Genomic DNA, 21,593 nt, shown 5'->3' with positions numbered 1-21,593 from the left:
GCTGCGCCGGCACTGCATCGGCATGGGCCTGGGCGGTGTTCATGGGCGGGTCAGCGAGGGTTGATCCAGGTCCAGCGATTCCACCGGCACGCGCAGCGCCGAGCCCGGCAGCGCGGTCAGCGCGTCCCCGGCCGCTTTCAGGTCGCCGGCAATGACGCCGCGCAAGGTCTTGGCCTGCCAGTGCTGGCGCGCGAAGCCCTGCACCTGCGCGGGGGTCACGGCCATGATCTCGTCGACGCTGCGCTGCAAATCGTCCAGCGGCCGGCCTTGCACCAGCTGGGCCACCACCAGCGAGGCCAGGCCGCCGGTGGTTTCCAGCCGCCGCGCGAAGCTGCCGATCAGCGTGGCCTGGCGTGCCGCCAGCTCCTCCGCGGTCGGCGGTGTTTCGGCCAGGCGGTCGATCTCGCCGCGCACCAGTTGCAGCACCTGCGCGGCGTTCGGGTGGCTGGTCTGCGTCGATGCTTGCGCCATGCCGCTGGCGGGGTGGGTTTCGGCCTCGCTGAAGGCGCCGTAGCTCAGGCCGCGCTTGATGCGCACTTCCTGGTTCAAACGCGCCGAATAGCCACCGCCCAGCACGGCATTGGCGACCTGGCCGGCGCGCCGGTCGCCCGCGCCGGAGGCGACGAAGGGCGCGGCCACCACCACGCCGCTCTGGCCGCTGCCGGGCATGTCGATCAGCACCAGCGGCTGGGCCAGGGCGCTGGGCGTCGTCGGGCGGGGTGTGGTTGCGGCATTCGCGGCGCCGCGCCAGGGGCCGAACAGCTTCTTCGCCAGGGCCTGGGCCTGCGGTGCTTCGATGTCGCCGGCCAGCACCAGCACGGCGCGCTCAGGGCGATAGGCGGCGGCATGGAAGGCCTGCACATCGGTGCGCGTGATGCGCTTGATCGAGGGCACGGTGGCCACGCTGCCATAGGCACTGTCGCCCCAGAACGCGCGGCGCGCGACCATGCCGGCCACGGCGCCCGGATCGCCCATCGTCACGCGCAGGCCGTCGAGCGACTGGGCGCGGGCACGCTCCAGTTCTGCCGCGGCCAGCGTCGGCTGGCGCACGACGTCGGCCACCAAGGCGGCGGCGGCGTCCAGCTTGGGCGTCGTGACCGTCATCGCCACGGTCGACGAGCGCCAGCCGCTGGCGGCTTCCAGCGTGCCGCCCAGTGCTTCGGCCTGGCGCGCCAGCTCGGTGGCCGAGACCGCGCGGCCGCCGCGGCGTGCGCCCTTGGTCAGCAGCCCGGCCGTCATCGCCGCGGTGCCGCTGCGGCCGGCGGGGTCGAGTTCGGGGCCGGCGCGCACCAGCAGCGCGATGGTCACCACCGGGGCTTCGTGGCGCGGCGCCACCACCAGCGTCAGGCCGTTGGGCAGGGTGTGTTGATCGAAGGCCGGCACCACCACCGGGCGCGGCGGCTGCGGCAGCGGCGGGGCGTCGGCGCCGGGGGTGGCGGCCTGGGCCGACAGGGCGATCCCCATCAGGGCAATCCCCATCGGGACGATGCACAGCGCGACGCTGAACCAGGGCCGGCGCTTCATGCCTTGCCCTCCTGCGTGTAGTGGACCGTCACGCGTTTTCCCTTCAACATCTGCGTCAGCACCCTGTGCACATCCGCGGCGCTAACGGCCGAAAGACGCGCCAGCTCCTGATTGACATCCTTGGCATCGCCGCGCAGCAGCACCGCCTTGCCGATGGCGCCGGCCTTGCCCTGCGGCGTCTGCCGCGACACCAGCGCAGCGGTGAGCAGCTGCGTGCGCACCTTGTCCAGTTCGGCGGCGGTGATGGGCCCGTTCGCCAGCCGCGTGATCTCGGCCAACAGCGCAGCTTCCAGTTTGTCCAGCCGCTGGCCGCTGGCGGCAATGGCATAGGCGGCCAGCATGCCGGCATCGGCGTACAGCTCAGCGGCAAAGGCCGCCGCCTGCGCGGCCTGGGCGCGGTAGACCAGCGCTTCGTTGAGCCGTGCCGAATCACCGGCCGACAGCAGCGCAGAAGCCACTTGCAGCGCCGCGGCGTCCGGGTGCGCGGCGTTCGGGCCCTGCCACAGCACGGCCACCGCCGGCAGCGGCACGTTGGGGCCGTGCAGCGCCACGCGCCGCTCGGCCGTGCGCTCCGGCTCGCGCACGGTGACGCGCGGGATCGCCGAACTCGGTGTGCTCAGCGCGCCGAAGTAGCGGTCGACCCAGCCGTCGAGCTGGGCGGCCTCGAAGTCGCCGACGACGATCAGCACCGCGTTGTCCGGCCGGTAGTAGGCGCTGTGGAAGCTGCGCACGTCGTCGAGCGTGGCGGCGGCCAGGTCTTCGATGCTGCCGACCACCGGGCGCTTGTAGGGGTGCTGCGCGAAGCCCTCGACCGACAGCGCGTTGAACAGGCGGCCGTAGGGATCGGCCAGCACACGCTGGCGCAGCTCTTCCTGCACGACGGCGCGCTCGCTGTCGAGGTTGGCCTGGTCGACGTTCAGGTTGGCCAGGCGCTCGGCCTCGGCCCACAGCAGGCGCTCGAGGTGGTTGGACGGCACCTCGTTCTGGTAACCCGTCATGTCCTCGGCCGTGAAGGCGTTGTTGTTGCCGCCCACGTCTTCGGTGAGCCGGTCGAACATCTCGTTGGGCATGTGCTTCGTGCTCTTGAACATCATGTGTTCGAAGAGGTGCGCAAAGCCCGATCGTCCGGCCGGGTCGTCCTTGCCGCCGACGCGGTACCAGACCTGCACGCTGACGGTGGCGCTGCTGCGGTCGGCCACGCTGATGACCTGCAGGCCGTTGGCCAGCCGGCGCTCGCGCAGCGGCATCGGCGGCAGGCTCAGCGCGGTCGGCTTGGCGGGCGCCGCGGCCCAGGCCGGCAGGGTCAAGCTGGATGCCAGGCCCAGCAGCAGGCAGTGGCGGCGGTTCAGGGTGCTGTGCATGGGCTCCCGGCTTCTGCAATCGAGGACAGCCGTGATCATCGCCGATCAGGCTCGATCAGGCGCCCGCATGCGGATAATCGGACATGAGCACTGCGTGCTGGTGTCGCGCCATCGGTTCGTTCTGGTTCCGCGTTCGCCGAATCTGGAGGTCAACGATGCGAACAAATCTGCACAGCGCGCGGCAAGGCGTGGCCACCCGGCCGCGGGGCAACGGGATCCACGACCGGCAGCTCGGCGTTGGCGGGACGCTGCGGTCTTGAGCGCCGGCGCCTCACTCCGCTGCGTGCTGGTGCTGCTGGGCCTTGGCCTGGTCGGCATCGGGGCGCGGGCCGCCACGGCGATGGATGATTGGCGGGCCGAGGCCGCCCGCGTGCGCCTGCAGGCCGAGAACGAGTTGCCGCCGGCCTATGAAGCGGCCCAACGCCTGCAGGCCACGCTGCCGGCCGATGCGGCGCCGGCCGACCGGGCGCGTGCGCTGAACCTGCTGGCGCGCATTGAAACCTACCTGGCCCTGACCGAGCCGGCCGCCGAGCATGCGCGCCAGGCCTTCGAGCTGGCCGCCCGGCACGGCGACAAGGTCGGGCAGGCCGAGTCCGACCTGGTCGTGGTGCTGAACTCGATCAACCAGGGGCGCTTGGATGAGCTGGTGCGGGCCACCACCCACAGCGTCTCGGTGCTGGAAGGCGTGACCGATCGGCCGGACCTGCTGGGCGAGGCGCTGCTGCGCACCACGGTGATGTACCGGCGTTTCGAGCAGTTGGACGATTCGATCGCGGTGGCGGTGCAGGCGATGGAGATTGCGCGGCGCGCTAACCATCCGTTGGCACTGACCTACGCCCACCATGGCCTGGCCATCGCCTACGAGCAGAGCTTCCGCCCCGGCGAGATGCTCGAGCATTTCGTGCAGATGCGCGATCAGGCACGCGCCGCGTCCTCGCGCTTGCTCGAGGCCTTTGCCATCACCGGCCTGGCCAGCGCCAAGGTGAACAGTGGCGACGCGGCGGGCGGCGAAGCGCTCGGCCGTGAAGCCCTGGTCATGATGCGTGCGGTCGGCGCACCGTATGCCGAGGCTTTCTCGCTGATGAACCTGGGCGGCAATCTGCGCGCCCAAGGTCGGCACAAGGAAGCCCTGCCCTTGTATGACGCGGCGCTGGCGATCTTCGAGAAATACCCGAACCGGATCGGCCAGTGGTTTGCGCTGAACTCGCGCAGCGAGGCGCACCAGGCGATGGGCGATGTGGCCGCCGGACACGCGGATGCCGAGCGCTCCTATGCGGTGGCCAAGGGCCTGGGCCTGGCGCTCTACACCAGCGGCAGCGCGCTGCGCATGGCTGCCATCGCCGCTGCCAGGGGCGATCACCAGCAGGCCTACGGCTACGCCATCGAGGCCCGCGAGTTGACCAGCCAGGCCAATCGCGAGAAGGCCGGCGTGCGCATGCTGCAGCTGATCAAGCGCTACGAGACCGAAAGCCGGCAGCGCCAGGTCGACGAGCTGACCCTTCGCAACGAGCGGCAGGCGGCCGAGCTGAAACAGCGCACGCTGGAGCAGCGCTGGTCGTGGTCGATGCTCGGCGGCATTGCCGCGGTGCTGGCCGTCACCGCCTTCTTCCTGCTGCGGCTGCGCCGATCGTTCGGCCTGCTGGCGGCCTTGAACGTGCAGCTGGAGCAGTCGCGCGATGCGGTGCGCGCGCTCAATGCCGGGCTGGAGCAGCGCGTGCAGGATCGCACCGCCCAGCTGCGCCAGCAGGCGCGCTACCTGCGCACCTTGATCGACATGCTGCCGATGTGGGCCTGGCTCAAGGACACGCGCAGCCGCTACCTCGTCACCAACCAGGCCCATGCCCAGGCGCGGGGGCACACGGCGGACGACATGGTCGGCAAGTCCGACATCGAACTGCTGCCGCCGCCGCTGGCGCAGGCGGTGGTGGCCGACGATGAACAGGTGATGCACTCACAAGACCGCAGGACCACCGAGGAGGCGCTCGCCGACGGTGGCAGCACGGTGTGGATGGAGACCTACAAGGCGCCGGTGCTCGACGAGGACGGCACGCTGCTCGGCACTGTCGGCGTGGCCCGCAACATCAGCGACCGCAAGGCCACCGAGGCGGCGCGCGAGGAGGCGCTGGCCGAAGCGCGCCGCTTGGCCCGCATGCGCAGCGACTTTCTCGCGCAGATGAGCCATGAACTGCGCACGCCGCTGAACGCCATCCTCGGCTTCGCGCAGTTGCTGCAGAACGGCGAGCCCCTGAGCGAAGCGCAGGCGCGTGGCCTGGGCATCATCGCGCAGAGCGGCACGCACCTGCTGGCCTTGATCAACGACCTCCTCGACCTCTCGCGCATCGACGCCGGCAAGCTGGATCTGCATGCGCAGGTGGTTGAACTGACACCCTTCCTCAACGTCGTTGCCGACATCGTGCGTGTCAAAGCCGACGAGAAGGGCCTGGACTTCCGTGTCGAGGCGGCGCCCGGGCTGCCGGCGGCCGTGCGCATCGACGACATGCGGCTGCGGCAGGTGCTGCTGAACCTGCTGTCGAACGCCGTGAAGTTCACCGACCGCGGCCAGGTGTGCCTGCGTGTGGGGCCGCTCGTGGCGCCGCCGCACGACGGCACCGCGGCGAGCGTTCGCCTGCGCTTCGAGGTCGAGGACAAGGGCATCGGCATGAGCCCCGAGCAGCTGTCGCGCATTTTCCAGCCCTTCGAACAGGTGGCCGAGGCGCCGCGCCGGACCGGTGGTGCCGGCTTGGGCCTGACCATCAGCCGCCAGTTGGTGCGCCTGATGGGCGGCGACATCCTGGTGCGCAGCCAACCCGGGCAAGGCAGTGCGTTCTGGTTCGACCTGGATCTGCCGGTGTGCGGCACGCTGGCCAGAACCGAGGCGCCGCAAGGGCGCATCGTCGGCTACGAAGGCCCGCGGCGCAAGGCGCTGGTGGTCGATGACGCGCCGGCACTGCGAACGCTGCTGACCGACGCCCTGCGGCAGGTGGGCTTCGAGGTGCGGACCGCCGGCGATGGCCGCGCGGGCCTGGAGGCGGCGCAACAGGTGCCGCCCGACGTGATCCTGATGGACATGGCCATGCCGGTGATGGATGGTCTGGAGGCGACGCGCCGGATTCGCGGCCTGCCCGCATTGCAGGGTATCAAGATCATCGCGATGTCCTCGGCGGCACTGCAGGACGCACAGCCGCAATGCCTGGCGGCAGGTGCCGACGCGTTCATCGCCAAGCCCATCGAGCCGCAGCGTCTGGTGGAGACCGTTGGCGCTTGGCTGGGCGTGGCCTGGGTCCGCGAGCTGCCACGGCTGCGGGAGGCTGCGCAGGGCCGCACCGCTCCCGCGTCCGATCGGCTGGACATGGTGCTGCCACCCAGGGACGAGCTGCTGAAGCTCGACCATCTTTCCAAGATCGGCCGCATGCTCGACATCTGCGCGCAAGCCGATGTGCTGAAGGCCGAGTACCCCCGGTGCGAGGTGTTTGCGTCCCGGGTGCACAGCCTGGCCAAGGCGCACCAATCGCGAGCGATTTCGATCCTGATGAGACAGTGCCTGGCGTCCTCCGACGAAGCGCAGGTCTCGGCCCCATCCGGCGCCTCTCGAACCCTGCCGTAGCCCGGAAGACCGGCTTTGGCGACGGGCCGGCCCCACCGGGCTGGACACGGGGGCGGCGCGGCCGGCTGCTGACACTTCGCTGTCAGCAGCCCCGGCGCAGCATGCGTGCTTCGTTCAGCACAACACCGCCAGGAGGCCCTTGCATGCAATTCGCCTACACCATCGTCTACGTGCGCGAGGTCGCCGCGTCCTTGAAGTTCTTCGAAGAAGCCTTCGGCCTGGCCCCGCGCTTCCTGCACCCCAGCGGCGCGTATGGCGAGCTGGAAACCGGCGGCACGGCGCTGGCCTTCGCCCAGCACGCCACCGCCCGCGACAGCCTGGGCCGCGACTACGTGCCGGCCGACAGCAGCGCCGCGCCGCTGGGCATGGAGATCGGGCTGGTCACCGCCAACGTGGCGGCGGCTTGCGACCGGGCGATCACCGCCGGCGCGCTGCTGCTGACAGAGCCCACCGTCAAACCCTGGGGCCAGACCGTGGCCTATCTGCGCGCGCCGGACGGCACGCTGGTCGAGCTGTGCACGGCCATGGGCTGAGCAGCCACCTACCCTCACAGGAGTTCAACGTCATGACCACCCCGATCCTGAACCTGTCGCAGATCACCACCCAAGCGCGCCCGGCTGAATATGCGCCCACCGGCCAGGCCGCCGAACGCTTCGACGCCCGCATGGCCCGCCTGGGCCCGCAGCTGGGCCTGAAGCAGCTGGGCTGCAGCGTCGTCGAAGTGCCGCCGCGCATGCGCGCGTTCCCGTTCCACAGCCACCGCATCGACGACGAACTGTTCATCGTGCTCGAGGGCGAAGGCCAGCTGCGGCTGGGCGAAACGGTGCACCCGGTGAAAGCCGGCGACGTGATCGGCTGTCCGTCCGGTGGGCCCGAAACCGCGCACCAGCTGATCAACACCGGCACGCGCCAGCTGCGCTACCTGGCGATCAGCTCGCAGGCGCCAGTGGAGGTCTGCCAGTACCCGGACTCGGGCAAGCTCGGTGTCTACGCGGATCTGCCCACCGGCTCGTTCTACTTCATGGGGCGCGAGAATCAACCGGTGGACTACTGGGACGGCGAATAGCGGATGCGGCGCGCGGATCGGCTCTTTCAACTGGTGCAGCTGATCCGTGGCCGGCGTCTGTCCACCGCAGCGTTTCTGGCCGAGCGCCTGCAGGTCTCGCTGCGCACGGTGTACCGCGACGTGGCCGACCTGGTGGCGCAGGGCGTGCCGATCGAAGGCGAAGCGGGCGTCGGCTACCGCATGCGCGCCGGCTTCGACCTGCCGCCGCTGATGTTCACCACCGACGAAGCCAAGGCCCTGGTGGCCGCCGTGCGCCTGGCCCGGCCTCGGCTCGATACCGCACTGGCCGCGCAGGCGGAAACGGCTTTGTCGAAGATTCTCTCGGTACTGCCGTCAGCGGTGCGCGCGGCGGCCGAAAGCCTGGCGCTGTATGCGCCGTCCGGCGTGCTGGACGAGGCCACGCGCGGCCGGCTCGAAGTGCTGCGCCTGGCCACCGAATCGCGGCGCAAGCTGTTCATGCATTACCGCGACCTGAAGGAAGCCGACACCGAACGCACCGTGCACCCGCTGGGTTGCTTCTACTGGGGCCAGGTCTGGACCCTGGCCGCCTGGTGCGAAAGCCGCCAGGGCTTCCGCAGCTTCCGCGTCGACCGCATCCAGCAGCTGACGGTGCTGGAGCAGCGTTTTCGGGATGAACCGGGACAGACGCTGGCGGATCTGTTCAGGTCCTATGAGTCGGATTCAGCTTGACCCAGGCCGCCGCTCACTTCGGCCCGATCTGCTGACCGAGGAACTTCTCGACCCGCGTCCACCAGTCGTAGCGGTTCTCGGGCTTGAACCATCCGTGGCCTTCGTCGTTGTACACCACCCAGTCGACACTTGAATTGGTCTTGGCGACGGCATCGCGGAATCGCGAACCATGGGCAATCGGCACGCGCCGATCGCTGCCGCCATGGGCCAGCAGAAGCGGCAGTTTCAATCGGTGTGCCTGTTTCAGCGGCGAGGTGGCAACGAACTGATCGGCGTTCTTCTCGGGGTCACCCACCAGCACTGGCAGGCCGAATTGCTTCCATTCCTCGCTGAGGTCGCTCCAGTGCAGATCGAACATCAGCTGGATGTCGGTGACGGCCGCCCAGGCCACACCGCAGCGGTAGAGATCCGGGTCGCGGATCAGCCCCATCAGCGTGGCATAGCCGCCATAGCTGGCGCCGGCGATGCAGATGCGCTGTGGGTCTGCGAACTTTTGCTGGATGGCCCAGCGGGTGGCGTCGGCCACGTCGTCCTGCATCGCCAGCCCCCATTGCTTCCAGCCGGCCCGGAACAGTTTCTGGCCATAACCGGTGCTGCCGCGAAACTCTGGCTCGACGACCAGGTATCCCCGAGAGGCCAGAAACTGTGACTCGGCATACCAGCCCCAACTGCCGCCCCGCACCTGCGGCCCGCCGTGCACCAGAACCACCGTCGGCCACGGCCCTTTGCCTGAAGGCCGGGTCACATGCATGGGTGTTGACAGGCCGTCGCGCATCGGGATCCGCACGAACTCGCGCTGCGCCATGCGGGTCGGATCGATTGCCGAGCGTGAGTTGCCCAGCATCGCCAGTTCGCTCTTCTCGCGGTTGTAGATCAGGTAGATGGGGGGCTGGCGGTCCGAATACGCGGTTACCACCACCCAGGGCGAGCAGTTGCACTCGGCGACGTCGAGCAGGTTGATGGTGCTGGGCAGGCGCTTGTCGATCGCCGCCTGCACTGCTTTCATGTCGGCGTCGAACCAGGCCGTGTCCCGGGCGTCGGCGGTATAGCGCACACCCAGCAGCTTGCGCTGGCGGTGGTCGAAGATCAACCGGCCGCGAAAGTCGAAGCCCTGCACGCCGACCACGGGCTGCGCCTCCAGGTGCTGGGTCTTGGCGTCGAAGCGGAACAGCGCAGCCGTGCCCTCGGCGTCGCCGCGCGTCGCCCGCGCATACAGCTGCCCGTCAGGCCCCAAGGTCATCGGGGAGAAAGTGCCTGCCCCGCCGGTATAGGTCTGGCCCTGGGACACCGCCACCCATGGGGCATCGGCCGCGGGGCGCCAGAACACCGTGCTGCGGTCGTCGATCCGGACTTCCGCCACACGCGCCTGGCCGCTGTCGTCCACCAGCCAGTCCCGCACCCGCTGTTTCATCCCCGTCTCGATGCTGCGCACGCTGCCAGTCAGCGTGTCCAGGCGGAACAGAACGCTGCCCGAAAAGTCGTTGCGACTGTCGTAGTCGTAGCGCTCAACGATCACGTCGGCCGATCCGTCGCGCACTGTGTCAAGCAGGTGGTGGTACGGCGAGAGTTCGCGCGAGACAATGCGCGTGCCGGTCTCGGACACGTCCCGGAATCGCCTCACCAGCGGGCGCGGGTTGTTGCCGTTGCGGTCCACCGCATACAGCCCCGGCGCGAAACCGTCGCCATACTCGGCCTGCAGGTCGGTGATGGTGTACACCAGCCGCTCGTCGTTGACCCAGTGCACGGCCGCGATGTCCGCGTTGACATAGCCGGCAATGGCCTTGGTCAGGGCGGGTGCGACGAGGTCGATCACTGCCAGCTGGCGCCGTCCGTTCGAGGTGGCCAGACGCACCGCCAGGTACTTGCCCGAGGGCGACAGCACCGGCTGTGACATCTGGTCGGCGCTGAAGAAGTCCTTGACCGGCGGCGGTGCCGGCGGCGCATCGGCTGCTGCCGCGTGGCCGGAGACGAACACCATGGCAGCCATGGCCCGCAGGCAGCGCACCGCGCGCCGCATCGACAAGCTCATCTTCACTGGGATCCTCCCGGCGCCGGTCTATCGCCGCGCCGCCGCAAGCATACCGAAGCCCGTCAGGCCGTCACCTTCTTCGGCACCCGGTAGTTCCACCAAGGCAGCGCACGGGTCAGCGACAACACCTCGCCGCTGTGCGAGGGTTCATAGCCCGGCATGCCGGCCAGCGCATGGGCCCAGGCCGGGCTGGCCAGCGCCTGGCGCAACTTCAGCACGGCAGGGTGCTCCAGCGCGTCCTTCAGGCAGACCAGGAAATAGTCCTCGGCGATCAGCGGGATGAAGTCCAGGCCGAACTGCTGCGCCGCCGATTCGATGCCCGGCCCGACATCGCCCAGCCCGCTGGCAATGGCCGCGGCCACCGCGACATGGCTGTCTTCCGGCGGGTTGTCGTAACCCTTGATCGACGCGGCAGCCAGGCCTTGTTCGGACAGCAGGTGGTCCATCAGCAGCCGCGTGCCCGAGCCGCCCTGGCGGTTGACGAAACGCGCCTCGCTGCGCGCCAGGTCCGGCAGGCCGCGGATGCGGAACGGGTTCAGCGGGTGCACCATCAGCCCTTGCGTGCGGCGCACGCAGCCGATCAGCTTGTGCAGGCCGGGTTTGAGCAGCGGCTTCATCGCCCTGGCGAACACCGGCGCGCCGCCGCGGCCGGCGGCCGATCCGTGGGCCACACCCAGGCTGCGCAAAGGCGGCACGTGGAAGCCCGCCACCAGGCAGCGCCCCGCGGCCAGCGCCTGTAGTGCATCGACACTGCCGGCAAAGCGCAGCTCGATGTGCAGGCCTTGCTGCTGGCTGGCGATGTCGCGCAGCTTGGGCAGCGCCAGGTCGTGGCTGGCAAAGATCGTCAGCACATGCTGGTTACCGTCCAGCGCCTCGGACAGAACACGCTCCAGCTCGGCGCGCAGTGCTTCGATGTGCGGCGTCAGCCGCGTGCGGGCACGGCGCTCGGCCCACAGCAGGCGTTCGGCAAACGGCGTCAGCCGCGCCGGCTGGCCCTGGGTCCAGGTGACCAGCGGTTCGCCCATCACCTCCTGCCAGCGCTTCAGCTCACCCCAGATGTGGCGGTAGGAGGCGCCCATCGCCTTGGCCGCATGCTGGATCGAGCCATGCTCGTGCACGGCAGTCAGCAGGTCGAACAAGGGGTTGTGCAGCACCGCGCCGCGCTGCCCTTCGGCCTCGAAGCTGTACTGCAGGTGGACGCCGCGGGCTTTCATGCATGCAGGATAACAAGGCCCCACACGAGCCTGTGGAGTCGGCGGCGGCGTTATAGCTAGCTAGCCATAAGAGGGCTACACTTCTTCGACCCATCGATCGGAGTGCGCATGAGCGACGTTGCCCTCTTTGAAGCGAAGAACCGTTTGTCCGAGCTGATTCACCGGGTGGAGGCGGGCGAAGAGATTGCCATCACGCGCCGTGGCAAGGTGGTCGCGCGGCTGGTGCCGCCCGCGCACGAGGATGCCGGCGCGCGCGCACGTGATGCCATTGCCAGCCTGCGCGCCAGCCGGCAGGGCGTGAGCCTGGGTAGGCTGAAGAGCCGCGACCTCATCCGAGAGGGCCGCCGTTGAACATGGCTGCCCTGATGCCTGGTACAGGGGCGTTCGTGGTCGATGCATCGGTCAGCGCGGCGTGGTTTCTGCCTGACGAAGCCACGCCGGCGACAGAGTTGGCGCTGCAGGCCACCGCCACCCACGATGTCTGGGTGCCGGGGCTCTGGCTGCTGGAAGTAGGCAACTTGCTGCTCAGTGCCCAGCGCCGCAAACGCATCACGGCTGAGAAGCGCCGCGAGTTGGCCATCGCCGCGGCGGCCCTGCGAATCCGGGTCGATCGTGAGTCGGTGGCCATCGATGTGCTGGATGACATTGCCGCTCGCCATGGTCTGAGTGCCTACGATGCGGCCTATCTTGAACTTGCCTTGCGTCGTGGATTGCCGCTGGCGACGCAAGACGAGGCCTTGCGGGCGGCCATGAGCCGGGCGGGCGTGCAGTCCGCCACGCCGGCGTCCTGACCCGCGGTTCAGAGTCAGCCGAACAGTCGCTTGAACCAGGCGGCGATGCGCGCGAACAGGCCTTGCGGCGCAGTCACCGGCGCCGGTTCGGGCGCGACCTGATAACGCTCTTGCAGCGCGGCCTTGAACTTGTCGAAGAACTCGGTGGCCATCTTCTGCGCGGCCATGTCGACCAGGCGCGAGCCGATCTGCGCGATCTTGCCGCCAACGCTGGCCTTGGCGGTGTAGTGCAGCACGGTTTCGCGCGGGCCGTTGGCTTCGAGCCGGATGTCGGCGCTGCCCTTGCCGTGGCCGGCCGCGCCGCCCTGGCCTTCGAAGCGGATGGTGTAGGACGTTGGTGCCTGCAGGTTTTCCAGCTGCAGCTTGCCCTTGAATTTGGCCTTGACCGGGCCGATGGCAGCCAGCACCAGCACTTCGTACTGGTTGTCGCCGGTAGGCGTGATGCCCTCGCAGCCGGGGATTGCGGCCTGCAGCAGCGTGATGTCGTTCAGCGCTTCCCAGGCCTGGGCCTGGCTGACCGGAAGGCTTTGTTGTTGGGTGAGTTCCATGGTGGCTCGATTCGATGAGAAGGATTCAGTGCGCCGTGCCGGGCTGGCACAGGACGGTGACCAGTTCGGCCAGGCTCTGCAGATTGTGGGCCGGCAGGAAGCGGTCGACATGCGGCAGCATCGCCTTGATGCCGCCGGCGCGCGGCTCGAACCTGTCGAAGCGCAGCAGGGGGTTCAGCCAGATCAGCCGGCGGCAGCTCTTGTGCAGGCGCTCCATCTCGAAGCTCAGGCGTTGCGTGTCGCCATGCTCCAGGCCGTCGCTGATCAGCAGCACCGTGGCGCGGCTGGACAGCACGCGGCGCGCCCAGCGCTGGTTGAATTCATGCAGGCTGGTGGTGATGCGGGTGCCGCCGGACCAGTCTTCCACCGCGCGCACCACCTGCGAGACGGCCAGGTCGGGGTCGCGGCTGCCCAGCAGGCGCGTGGTGCGTGTCAGCCGCGTGCCGAAGACGAAGCTCTCCACACGCGCCTCGGCATGGCCGATGGCGTGCGCAAAGTGCAGCAGCATGCGCGAATAGCGGCTCATCGAGCCGGAGATGTCGGCCAGCAGCACCAGCGGCGCGGGTTTGTCGCGGGGCCGGCGCCAGCGCATGTCCCACAGCTCGCCGCCGTGGCGGGCCATGCCCTGCAGCGTGGCGCGCCAGTCGGCGCGGCCGGGATGCGCGGCGCGCTGGCTGCGGCGCGTGGCCAGCGGCTCGAAAACCAGGCGCATTTGCGCCAGCAGGCGTTGCGCGTCGCGCCACTCGTCGGCCGTCATCGTGTCGAAATCGGCCTTGCGCAGGACCTCCCTGTCGTTCCAGGTCAGCTGGGCGTCGACCTCCAACTGGTCCTGGCCTTCCGATGGCGGCGGCTGGTTCGGCTGGTGCGGGAACAGCGCTTCGCCGAGGCGGCGGTTCTCCGGCGGCGGCGGGGTGGCGCCCTCCTTGAGCTGCACCTTGGGCAGCAGCAGGGCACGCATGCGGCCCATCAGGTCGGGGTCGCGCCAGAACAGCACGAAGGCCTGGTCGAACAGTTCGCGGTGTTCGATGCGGTCCAGCAGGCAGGCGCTCAGCACCGCATGGAAATCACGCTTGCTCTCGAAGCCCGCCACCTGCAGCGCCTGCAGCGCGAGCTGCACGCGGTCGGTGCCCAGCGGCATGCCGGCCGTGCGCAGCACGCGCGCGAAGTGCATGACGTTCTCGGCCAGGTGACCCGGGGTCTGTCGGGCGGGCAGCATCGGGCTTGCCGTTCAGCGACAACGCGGAACGACCATGCGCATCACATCACCTGCACATCGCGCTTGACCTGCTCGAGCAGGCGCGCGGCCTCGCTGCCCTGCACCTTGGCAATGTCGTCCTGGTACTTCAGCAGCACGCCCAGCGTGTGCTGGATCACCTCGGGGTCCAGCACCAGCGAGTCCAGCTCCATCAGCGCGCGGGTCCAGTCGATGGTCTCGGCGATGCCGGGCAGTTTGTAGAGCTCGATCTCGCGCAGCTTTTGCACGAAGGCGACGATCTGCTGCGCCAACTGCGGGCCGGCGTTGGGCACGCGACGCTTCAGGATCTCCAGTTCACGCCGGGCATCGGGGAAACCAACCCAGTGGTAGAGACAGCGGCGCTTCACTGCATCGTGGATCTCGCGCGTGCGGTTCGAGGTCAGCACGACGATCGGCGGCGTGACCGCTTTCACCGTGCCCAGCTCGGGGATCGTGATCTGGAAGTCCGACAGCACTTCCAGCAGGAAGGCTTCGAAGGGTTCATCGGCGCGGTCGAGCTCGTCGATCAGCAGCACTGGCGGCACGTCGCGCGCCGGGTCGATGGCCTGCAGCAGCGCGCGCTTGGTCAGGAAGCGCTCGGAGAACAGCTCGGCGGCCAGTGCGTCGCGGCTGATGGTGTCGCGCTCGGCCAGCCGGATCTCCATCATCTGCCGGCCGTAGTTCCATTCATAGGCGGCACCCGCCAGGTCCAGCCCTTCGTAGCACTGCAGCCGGATCAGCGGCCGGGCTAGCATCGCGGCCAGGGTGCGCGCGATCTCGGTCTTGCCGGTGCCGGGTTCGCCCTCGAGGAACAGCGGGCGCTGCAGCTTCAGCGCCAGGAAGACGCCAGTGGCCAGCTGCCGGTCGGCGACATAGTCGTGCGCCAGCAGCCGGGCCTGGGTGTCGTCGATGCTGGTGGGGAGCGCAGAACTCACAAGGTCGAGGCCACCGCGCGCTGGGCGAGCACCGGGATCAGCGCGGCGCGGTATTCGGCCGAGCCGTGCAGATCCGTGTTCAGGCCGTCCGCACTGACCTTGGCGCCGGCCAGCGAGGCGGCGGCCCAACTGCCGCTCAGTTTGGCTTCCAGGTCCTTGGCGCGGAATACGCAGGCACCGGCACCGGTGACGGCGACGCGCACACCTTGGGAGCCCTTGCTGACGAAGACGCCGACGATCGAGAAGCGCGAGGCCGGCTGCTTGAACTTCTGCCAGCCGGCCTTCTCGGGCACCGGGAAGCTCACGGCGGTGATCAGCTCACCTTCCTTCAGCGCTGTCTCGTACAGACCCTTGAAAAAATCGTCGGCGGCGATGCTGCGCTGGTTGGTGTGGATCGTCGCGCCCAGGCCGAGCACTGCTGCCGGGTAGCAGGCAGCCGGGTCGTTGTTGGCCAGGCTGCCGCCGATGGTCCCGCGGTTGCGCACCTGGCGGTCGCCGATGTTGCCGGCCAGGTCGGACAAGGCCGGGATCGCCTTGGCGACCTCGGCACTCGCGGCGACCTGCGCATGCGTGGTCATCGCGCCGATCTTGACGATGCCGCCCGAGACGCTGATGCCCTTGAGTTCAGGCACCGCGCTCAGGTCGACCAACGCATCGGGCGCGGCCAGGCCGAGCTTCATCGCGGCCAGCAGGGATTGGCCGCCGGCCAGCAGCTTGGCATTGGCGCCGGCGCCTTGGGCAGTTGCATCGGCCAGCGAGGAGGGATTGGAGTATGCGAAGGCTTGCATGATGGGGGTTCCTTCGATGTCGGTTCAGCGGTTGAGGGCCTGCGCGGCCTTCCACACAGTGTAGGGGGTGGCCGGCATCGGCATGTCCTTGATGCCCAAGGCATCGCAGATCGCGTTGATCACCGCCGGCGGCGAGCCGATCGCACCGGCCTCACCGCAGCCCTTCACGCCCAGCGGGTTGTGCGTGCAGGGCGTGCCCTTGACGGTCTCGACCGTGAAGCTCGGGAAATCATCGGCCCGCGGCATCGCATAGTCCATGTAGCTGCCGGTCAGCAACTGGCCTGAGTCGTTGTCGTAGATGCCGTGCTCCAGCAGCGCCTGGCCGATGCCTTGCGCCAGGCCGCCATGCACCTGGCCTTCGACGATCATCGGGTTGATGACGTTGCCGAAGTCGTCGCAGGCGGTCATGCGTTCGACGCGGGTGTGGCCGGTGGCCGGGTCGACTTCCACCTCGCAGATGTAGGTGCCTGCGGGATAGGTGAAGTTGCTCGGGTCGTAGAAGGCGTTTTCGTTGAGGCCGGGCTCCAGCTTGTCGTGCGGGAAGTTGTGCGGCACATAAGCCGTCAGCGCGACGGACGCGAAGGGCACGGCCTTGTCGGTGCCGGCCACCTTGAACTGGCCGCCCTCGAAGACGATGTCGGAGTCCGCCGCTTCCAGCAGGTGGGCCGCAATCTTCTTGCCTTTCGCGACCACCTTGTCCACGGCCTTGACGATGGCCGTGCCGCCCACGGCGAGCGAGCGGCTGCCGTAGGTGCCCATGCCGAACAGCACCTTGCCGGTGTCGCCATGCTCGATGCTGATGTCGTCGAGCGGGATGCCGAGCCTGTCGGCAACGACCTGGGCGAATGTGGTTTCGTGGCCCTGACCATGGCTGTGGCTTCCGGTGAAGATCGTGACCTTGCCGGTCGGATGCACGCGCACCTCACCGGCTTCGAACAGGCCGGCGCGGGCGCCGAGTGCCCCGGCCACCGAGGACGGCGCAATGCCGCAGGCCTCGATGTAGGCCGAATAGCCCAGGCCGCGCTTCAGGCCCTTGGCCTCGCTGGCCGCCTTGCGCGCCGGGAAGCCGGCGACGTCGGCCAGTTCGATCGCACGGCTCATCGTTGCTTCGTAGTCGCCGGTGTCGTAGGTCAGGCCCACCGGCGTGGCATACGGGAACTCATGGATGAAGTTGCGGCGGCGGATCTCGGCCGGGTCGATCTTCATCTCGTGCGCCGCGGTCTCGACGATGCGCTCGAGCAGATACGTTGCTTCCGGCCGGCCGGCGCCGCGGTAGGCATCCACCGGCGAGGTGTTGCTGAACACGGCGGTCACTTCGCACCAGATCTTCGGCGTCGTGTACTGGCCGGCCAGCAACGTGGCGTGCAGGATGGTCGGGATGGAGGACGAGAAGGTCGACAGGTAGGCGCCCATGTTGGCCGTGGTGTCGGCCCGCAGCGCCAGGAACTTGCCGTTGGCGTCCAGCGCCAGCTTGGCGGTGGTCACATGGTCGCGGCCATGCGCATCGGACAGGAAGGCTTCCGAGCGGTCGCAGGTCCACTTGATCGGGCGCTTGATCTGCTTGCTGGCGAACACCAGCGCGGTTTCTTCGCCGTACAGGAAGATCTTCGAGCCGAAGCCGCCGCCGACATCGGGCGCCACGACGCGCATCTTGTGCTCGGGAATGCCCAGCACGAAGGCGCACATCAGCAGCCGCTCGACGTGCGGGTTCTGGTTGCTGACGTACAGCGTGTAGCTGTCGGCGTTGAAGTCGTACACCGCGTTGGCGGCGCGCGGTTCCATCGCGTTCGGGATCAGCCGGTTGTTGATGAAGCTCAGCGTCGTGACATGCGCGGCGCCCTTGATCGCCGCGTCTGTGCCGTCCTTGTCGCCGATGCCCCAGTGGTAGCAGCGGTTGTCGGGTGCTTCGTCATGCACGGCGGACGCCGCACCGGCGGCTTTCGCGGTGTCGACCACCGGTGTCAGCTCTTCGTAGTCGACCTCGATCAGCGCGGCCGCCGACTTGGCCTGCTCCAGCGTCTCGGCCACCACCATCGCGACGCGGTCGCCGACATAGCGCACCTTGCCGTCGGCCAGCACCGGGTGCTTGGGCTCCTTCATCGGCGTGCCGTCCAGGCTGTTGATCAGCCAGCCGCAGGGCAGGCCGCCGACGGCCTTGAAATGTTCACCGGTGAAGATGCCGAGCACACCTTCGGCCTGGGCGGCCTCGGCGGTTTCGAGCGACGTGATCCTGGCGTGCGCATACGGCGAGCGCAGGAACCAGGCGTAGGTCTGGCCTTGCAGGTGGATGTCGTCGGTGTACTGGCCGCGGCCGGTCAGGAAGCGTGCGTCTTCGCGGCGTTCCACCGATTGGCCGATGAATCCTTGGCGTGCAGTCATCGTGTTCTCCTTCAGGCCTTCATGGCGGCAGCACCTTGCTGCACGGCCTTGACGATGTTGTGGTAGCCGGTACAGCGGCAGATGTTGCCGTCCAGGCCGTCACGCACCTGCTGTTCGGTGCTGCAGGCGTGGTTCTGCACCAGGTCGACCGCGCTCATCACCATGCCGGGGGTGCAGAAGCCGCACTGCAGGCCGTGGCAGGCGCGGAAGGCGGCCTGCATCGGGTGCAGCGTGCCGTCTTCGGCGGCCAGGCCTTCGATCGTCGTCACGTCGCTGCCATTGGCCTGGATCGCCAAGGTGCTGCAGCTCTTCACCGCGCGGCCGTTCAGGTGCACGGTGCAGGCGCCGCATTGCGCGGTGTCGCAGCCCACGTGCGTGCCCGTGAGGCGCAGGTCTTCGCGGATGAACTCCACCAGCAGCGTCTGCGGCTGCACTTCCCGGGTCACGGACTTGCCGTTGACCTTCAGCGTGATCGTCGTGCCCATCGTGTCTCCTTGAAGTGACAGGGCGCCGGCAGGCCACCGGCAGCCCCGATGCGGGCATCCTAGGACGCTGCTTCGTGCCGCGCACCAATGGGTAAACCCTGAAGCGAAGCGGAACAGCGGCCGCGTGAGGCCGCGGGGTGCGCCCCGCTGAAACCCCCGGGCCCCTGGGGATTGCCGGGCGCCGCAGAATCAGGGTTTCACCCGGGTCGATGGCTTGGCACCGGCAGCGCTACTGTCGGCATAGGCTTCCCGCCCGACACACGCAGGACACCCACAGGACGCTCCCACGATGGACAACATCGATCTGAACATCTGGCGCCAGGTCGCGGCCTGGACGACCGCCGGCCACCGCGTGGTGCTGGGCACGATCACCCGCACCTGGGGCTCAGCGCCCAGGCCGCCCGGCTCGGCGGTGGCCATCCGCGACGACGGCGTCGTCGCAGGCTCGGTCTCCGGCGGTTGCATCGAGGACGACCTGATCGACAAGGCCCGCGAAGGCGTGCTCGCGGCCGGCGTGCCGCAGGTCGTGCGCTACGGCATCGATGCCGATGCGGCGCACCGCTTCGGCCTGCCCTGCGGCGGCCTGATCGAGCTGGTGCTGGAGCCGGTGCTGCCGCGCACGCGGCTGAGCGAATTGCTGGAGCGATTGAGCCGCGGCGAACGCGTGCGGCGCGTGCTGACGCTGGCCACCGGCGACATCGCGCTGCAGCCGGCCACCGACACCGACGAACTGCAGCTGAGCGACACGACACTCACCACGCACCACGGCCCGCACTGGCGGCTGCTGCTGATCGGCGCCGGCCAGATGACGCAATACCTGGCGCAGATGGCCGGTGCACTGGGCTACGAAGTCCTGGTCTGCGACCCGCGCGAAGAGTACGCCGAAGGCTTCGATGTGCCCGGCGCCACCTTGCTGCGCACGATGCCCGACGACACCGTCACGGCGCTGAAGCCCGATGGCCACACTGCCATCATTGCGCTGACGCACGACCCCAAGCTCGACGATCTGGCGCTGATGGAAGCGCTGAACAGCGATGCGTTCTACATCGGCGCGATCGGCTCGCGGGTGAATCAGAGCAAGCGCAAGCAGCGGCTGTCCGAACACTTCGGCCTCACCGAAGCTCAGCTGGCCCGCCTGCACGGCCCGGTGGGGCTGAAGAACGGCGCTCGCACGCCGCCGGAAATCGCGGTCAGCATCCTCGCGGAATTGACGGCGGTGCGCTACGGCTTCTTCATCCCGGAGCCGGTGAACGTCAAGCCGCAGGTGGCGGTGGAGGCCGGCTGCGTGACTTGATCCGCGCTCGGGCGGCGATTCAGCCGCGCCGCACAATGCGGCACCGATGTCCGACGACTACCAGATCTTCATCCCGCCCTCGTTCCATGCGCTGTTCGTCGACGGCCGTGGCCGACTGGCCGTGCCGCTGAGCGAATTTCGCGCCCGCTACGAGCTGTGCGAGGACATGGCGCAGATGCTGGTCGACCACAGCCAGGCCGTGCACCACGACCAGGGCGTCGCCGAGGAGATCATCCTGCGGCGGACCCGGGCCGGCCTGGGCACGGCCGAATCGGGCTTCAGCGAGGCGGAGGCCGGCTGGATCGTGACCCGCCTGGCCGAACTGCTGGGCTGGCCAGCGCTGGACGCTACTTGATGGCGTTAGGAAAGAACAGCTGCTCGCCGCCGATCTTGTAGGCCGCGATGGCCGCCTGGCCGGCCGGCGACACCAGCCAATCGGCAAAACCCTGGGCCAGCATCTGCTTGACGTGCGCGTGTTTCGCCGGGTTCACGACGATCACGCCGTAGGGGTTGAACAGCCGCGTATCGCCTTCGACCAGCACCGCCAGGTCGGCGCGGTTCTTGAAGCTGAGCCAGGTGCCGCGGTCGGCCAGCACATAGGCGCCGGTGGACGCGGCCATGTTCAGCGCCGGCCCCATGCCGCAGCCGCATTCCTTGTAGCCATTGGGCTTGGCGGCGGCGATGTCGGTGCCGGCGGCCGTCCAGTAGCGCAGCTCCGCGGCATGCGTGCCGCTCTTGTCGCCACGCGAGACGAAGGCCGCGCCGGCAGCGCCCAGTTTCTGCAGCGCCGCGACGATGTCCTTGCCGCGGGTCTTGGCCGGGTCGGCGGTCGGGCCGATCAGCACGAAGTCGTTGTACATCACCGGCTGGCGCTTCAGGCCGAAGCCTTCGGCGACGAACTTCTCCTCGGCCGCCTGGTCGTGCACGAACAGCACATCGGCGTCGCCGCGACGGCCCATGTCCAGCGCCTGGCCGGTGCCTAGCGCCACCACGCGGGCTTCGACGCCGGTGGCCGCCTTGTACTGCGGCAGCAGGTGGCCGAACAGGCCGGACTGTTCGGTGGAGGTGGTCGAAGCGACGACGATGAAGGGGCTTTGGGCCAGGATCGGCGTGGCCGGCAGGGCCAGCGCGGCGGCCAGCACGAGTCGACGCAAGCGGTTCAATGCCACGGCAGTTCTCCTTTGAGGAATTGGGCGGCGGCTGACGGCAGGGCGTCGCGCCGGAAGAAATCGTCGACCGGCAGGTCCACCGTCAGCCGGCCGGCGTCGAGGTAAACCACGCGCGTGGCCAGGCGCTTGACCTGGCCGAGGTTGTGCGAGCTCATCACCAGCGTCATGCCGTCGCGACCGAAGTCTTCGATCAGCGTTTCCACCTCGCGCTTGGCCGACGGGTCGAGGCTGGCGGTGGGTTCGTCGAGGAACAGGATGTCGGGCTGCACCGCCCAGGCTCGGGCCAGCGCCAGACGCTGCTGCTGGCCGCCGGACAGCGCGCGCGCGGGTCGCTGTGCCAGCGCTTCGAGGCCGACGCGTTCCAGCGCCTGCGGCCAGCGCTGTTCACGCTCGGCCGCCGGCACACCGGCCAGCCACAGCGCCAGCTGCAGGTTGCGGCGCACCGACAGGTGCAGAAGAAAAGGGCGCTGGAACACCATCGC

General features: G+C 68.9%; 20 protein-coding genes. 8 read left to right on the top strand and 12 right to left on the bottom strand.

The genetic code is table 11. From position 1 onward, the window contains the following. Positions 1 to 39 precede the first annotated feature (39 nt). Positions 40 to 1,524 carry a M16 family metallopeptidase gene (locus tag VLK61_RS21480; RefSeq protein WP_325423753.1) on the bottom strand — a complete coding sequence of 495 codons (1,485 nt, stop codon included), beginning with the start codon at positions 1,522 to 1,524 and terminating at the stop codon, positions 40 to 42. Then, positions 1,521 to 2,885, bottom strand: coding sequence for a M16 family metallopeptidase (locus tag VLK61_RS21475; protein WP_325423751.1), 1,365 nt, complete (start codon positions 2,883 to 2,885; stop codon positions 1,521 to 1,523). The genes VLK61_RS21480 and VLK61_RS21475 overlap by 4 nt, the downstream gene beginning before the upstream one ends. Before the next feature lie 256 nt (positions 2,886 to 3,141). Here VLK61_RS21475 and VLK61_RS21470 point away from each other — a divergent pair, with 256 nt between their 5' ends. The 4 genes from VLK61_RS21470 (at position 3,142) to VLK61_RS21455 (ending at position 8,245) form a co-directional block, all read left to right on the top strand. Continuing rightward, entirely contained in the window at positions 3,142 to 6,489 is a 3,348-nt protein-coding gene (locus VLK61_RS21470; protein WP_325423749.1) for an ATP-binding protein, read from the top strand. A gap of 143 nt (positions 6,490 to 6,632) precedes the next feature. Beyond that, positions 6,633 to 7,022, top strand: a complete 390-nt coding sequence (locus tag VLK61_RS21465; protein WP_325423747.1) for a VOC family protein — start codon at positions 6,633 to 6,635, stop codon at positions 7,020 to 7,022. A gap of 32 nt (positions 7,023 to 7,054) precedes the next feature. After that, positions 7,055 to 7,555 (top strand): cupin domain-containing protein, encoded by a 501-nt coding sequence (locus VLK61_RS21460; RefSeq protein ID WP_325423745.1) that lies wholly within the window; start codon positions 7,055 to 7,057, stop codon positions 7,553 to 7,555. A gap of 3 nt (positions 7,556 to 7,558) precedes the next feature. After that, complete coding sequence (locus tag VLK61_RS21455; protein WP_325423743.1) at positions 7,559 to 8,245, top strand: helix-turn-helix transcriptional regulator; 687 nt, start codon at positions 7,559 to 7,561, stop codon at positions 8,243 to 8,245. 13 nt (positions 8,246 to 8,258) lie between these two features. Here VLK61_RS21455 and VLK61_RS21450 read toward each other — a convergent pair whose 3' ends face one another. Continuing rightward, positions 8,259 to 10,274: an alpha/beta hydrolase family protein gene (locus tag VLK61_RS21450; RefSeq protein WP_325423741.1), complete on the bottom strand. Its 2,016-nt coding sequence runs from the start codon at positions 10,272 to 10,274 to the stop codon at positions 8,259 to 8,261. Between the two features lie 62 nt (positions 10,275 to 10,336). Then, complete coding sequence (locus VLK61_RS21445) at positions 10,337 to 11,488, bottom strand: substrate-binding domain-containing protein (protein ID WP_325423739.1); 1,152 nt, start codon at positions 11,486 to 11,488, stop codon at positions 10,337 to 10,339. A gap of 108 nt (positions 11,489 to 11,596) precedes the next feature. Between VLK61_RS21445 and VLK61_RS21440 the strand changes: the two genes are divergently transcribed. Next, on the top strand, positions 11,597 to 11,839 hold the full coding sequence (locus VLK61_RS21440; protein ID WP_325423737.1) for a type II toxin-antitoxin system Phd/YefM family antitoxin: 243 nt from the start codon (positions 11,597 to 11,599) through the stop codon (positions 11,837 to 11,839). Positions 11,840 to 11,841: 2 nt separating this feature from the next. Beyond that, positions 11,842 to 12,279, top strand: a complete 438-nt coding sequence (locus tag VLK61_RS21435) for a type II toxin-antitoxin system VapC family toxin (protein WP_325423765.1) — start codon at positions 11,842 to 11,844, stop codon at positions 12,277 to 12,279. 14 nt (positions 12,280 to 12,293) lie between these two features. On the opposite strand, the gene VLK61_RS21430 is transcribed toward VLK61_RS21435, so the two are convergent. The 6 genes from VLK61_RS21430 to VLK61_RS21405 are packed head-to-tail and all read right to left on the bottom strand — an operon-like array spanning position 12,294 to position 18,648. Continuing rightward, a complete protein-coding gene (locus VLK61_RS21430) occupies positions 12,294 to 12,827 on the bottom strand; it encodes a CoxG family protein (RefSeq protein WP_325423735.1) in 534 nt (177 codons plus the stop codon). A gap of 25 nt (positions 12,828 to 12,852) precedes the next feature. After that, positions 12,853 to 14,043: a vWA domain-containing protein gene (locus tag VLK61_RS21425; RefSeq protein WP_325423733.1), complete on the bottom strand. Its 1,191-nt coding sequence runs from the start codon at positions 14,041 to 14,043 to the stop codon at positions 12,853 to 12,855. Positions 14,044 to 14,084: 41 nt separating this feature from the next. Then, on the bottom strand, positions 14,085 to 14,996 hold the full coding sequence (locus VLK61_RS21420; RefSeq protein ID WP_325423731.1) for an AAA family ATPase: 912 nt from the start codon (positions 14,994 to 14,996) through the stop codon (positions 14,085 to 14,087). Further along, positions 14,993 to 15,784 carry an FAD binding domain-containing protein gene (locus VLK61_RS21415; protein ID WP_325423729.1) on the bottom strand — a complete coding sequence of 264 codons (792 nt, stop codon included), beginning with the start codon at positions 15,782 to 15,784 and terminating at the stop codon, positions 14,993 to 14,995. Before VLK61_RS21415 ends, VLK61_RS21420 begins: the two co-directional genes overlap by 4 nt. A gap of 24 nt (positions 15,785 to 15,808) precedes the next feature. Next, the gene (locus tag VLK61_RS21410; RefSeq protein ID WP_325423727.1) at positions 15,809 to 18,163 is read right to left on the bottom strand and encodes a xanthine dehydrogenase family protein molybdopterin-binding subunit; all 2,355 of its coding nucleotides are present in this window, start codon (positions 18,161 to 18,163) and stop codon (positions 15,809 to 15,811) included. Positions 18,164 to 18,174: 11 nt separating this feature from the next. Then, positions 18,175 to 18,648, bottom strand: coding sequence for a (2Fe-2S)-binding protein (locus VLK61_RS21405; protein ID WP_325423725.1), 474 nt, complete (start codon positions 18,646 to 18,648; stop codon positions 18,175 to 18,177). Between the two features lie 289 nt (positions 18,649 to 18,937). Here VLK61_RS21405 and VLK61_RS21400 point away from each other — a divergent pair, with 289 nt between their 5' ends. Further along, positions 18,938 to 19,942 (top strand): XdhC family protein, encoded by a 1,005-nt coding sequence (locus VLK61_RS21400; protein ID WP_325423723.1) that lies wholly within the window; start codon positions 18,938 to 18,940, stop codon positions 19,940 to 19,942. A 46-nt stretch (positions 19,943 to 19,988) separates the two neighbouring features. Then, positions 19,989 to 20,297, top strand: a complete 309-nt coding sequence (locus VLK61_RS21395) for a hypothetical protein (protein WP_325423721.1) — start codon at positions 19,989 to 19,991, stop codon at positions 20,295 to 20,297. On the opposite strand, the gene VLK61_RS21390 is transcribed toward VLK61_RS21395, so the two are convergent. Then, positions 20,290 to 21,105, bottom strand: a complete 816-nt coding sequence (locus tag VLK61_RS21390) for an extracellular solute-binding protein (RefSeq protein ID WP_414636840.1) — start codon at positions 21,103 to 21,105, stop codon at positions 20,290 to 20,292. The two genes, VLK61_RS21395 and VLK61_RS21390, sit on opposite strands and share 8 nt — an antisense overlap. After that, positions 21,102 to 21,593, bottom strand: a 492-nt coding sequence (locus VLK61_RS21385) for an ATP-binding cassette domain-containing protein (RefSeq protein WP_325423719.1), incomplete at its 5' end; no start/stop codon positions are given. The genes VLK61_RS21385 and VLK61_RS21390, both read right to left, overlap by 4 nt.

It is taken from the genome of Aquabacterium sp. (assembly GCF_035476535.1).
Taxonomy (GTDB): Bacteria; Pseudomonadota; Gammaproteobacteria; order Burkholderiales; family Burkholderiaceae_C; genus Pseudaquabacterium.
The sequence above is the reverse complement of the archived record's forward strand: the minus strand, read 5'-3'. Positions and strand labels throughout refer to the sequence as shown.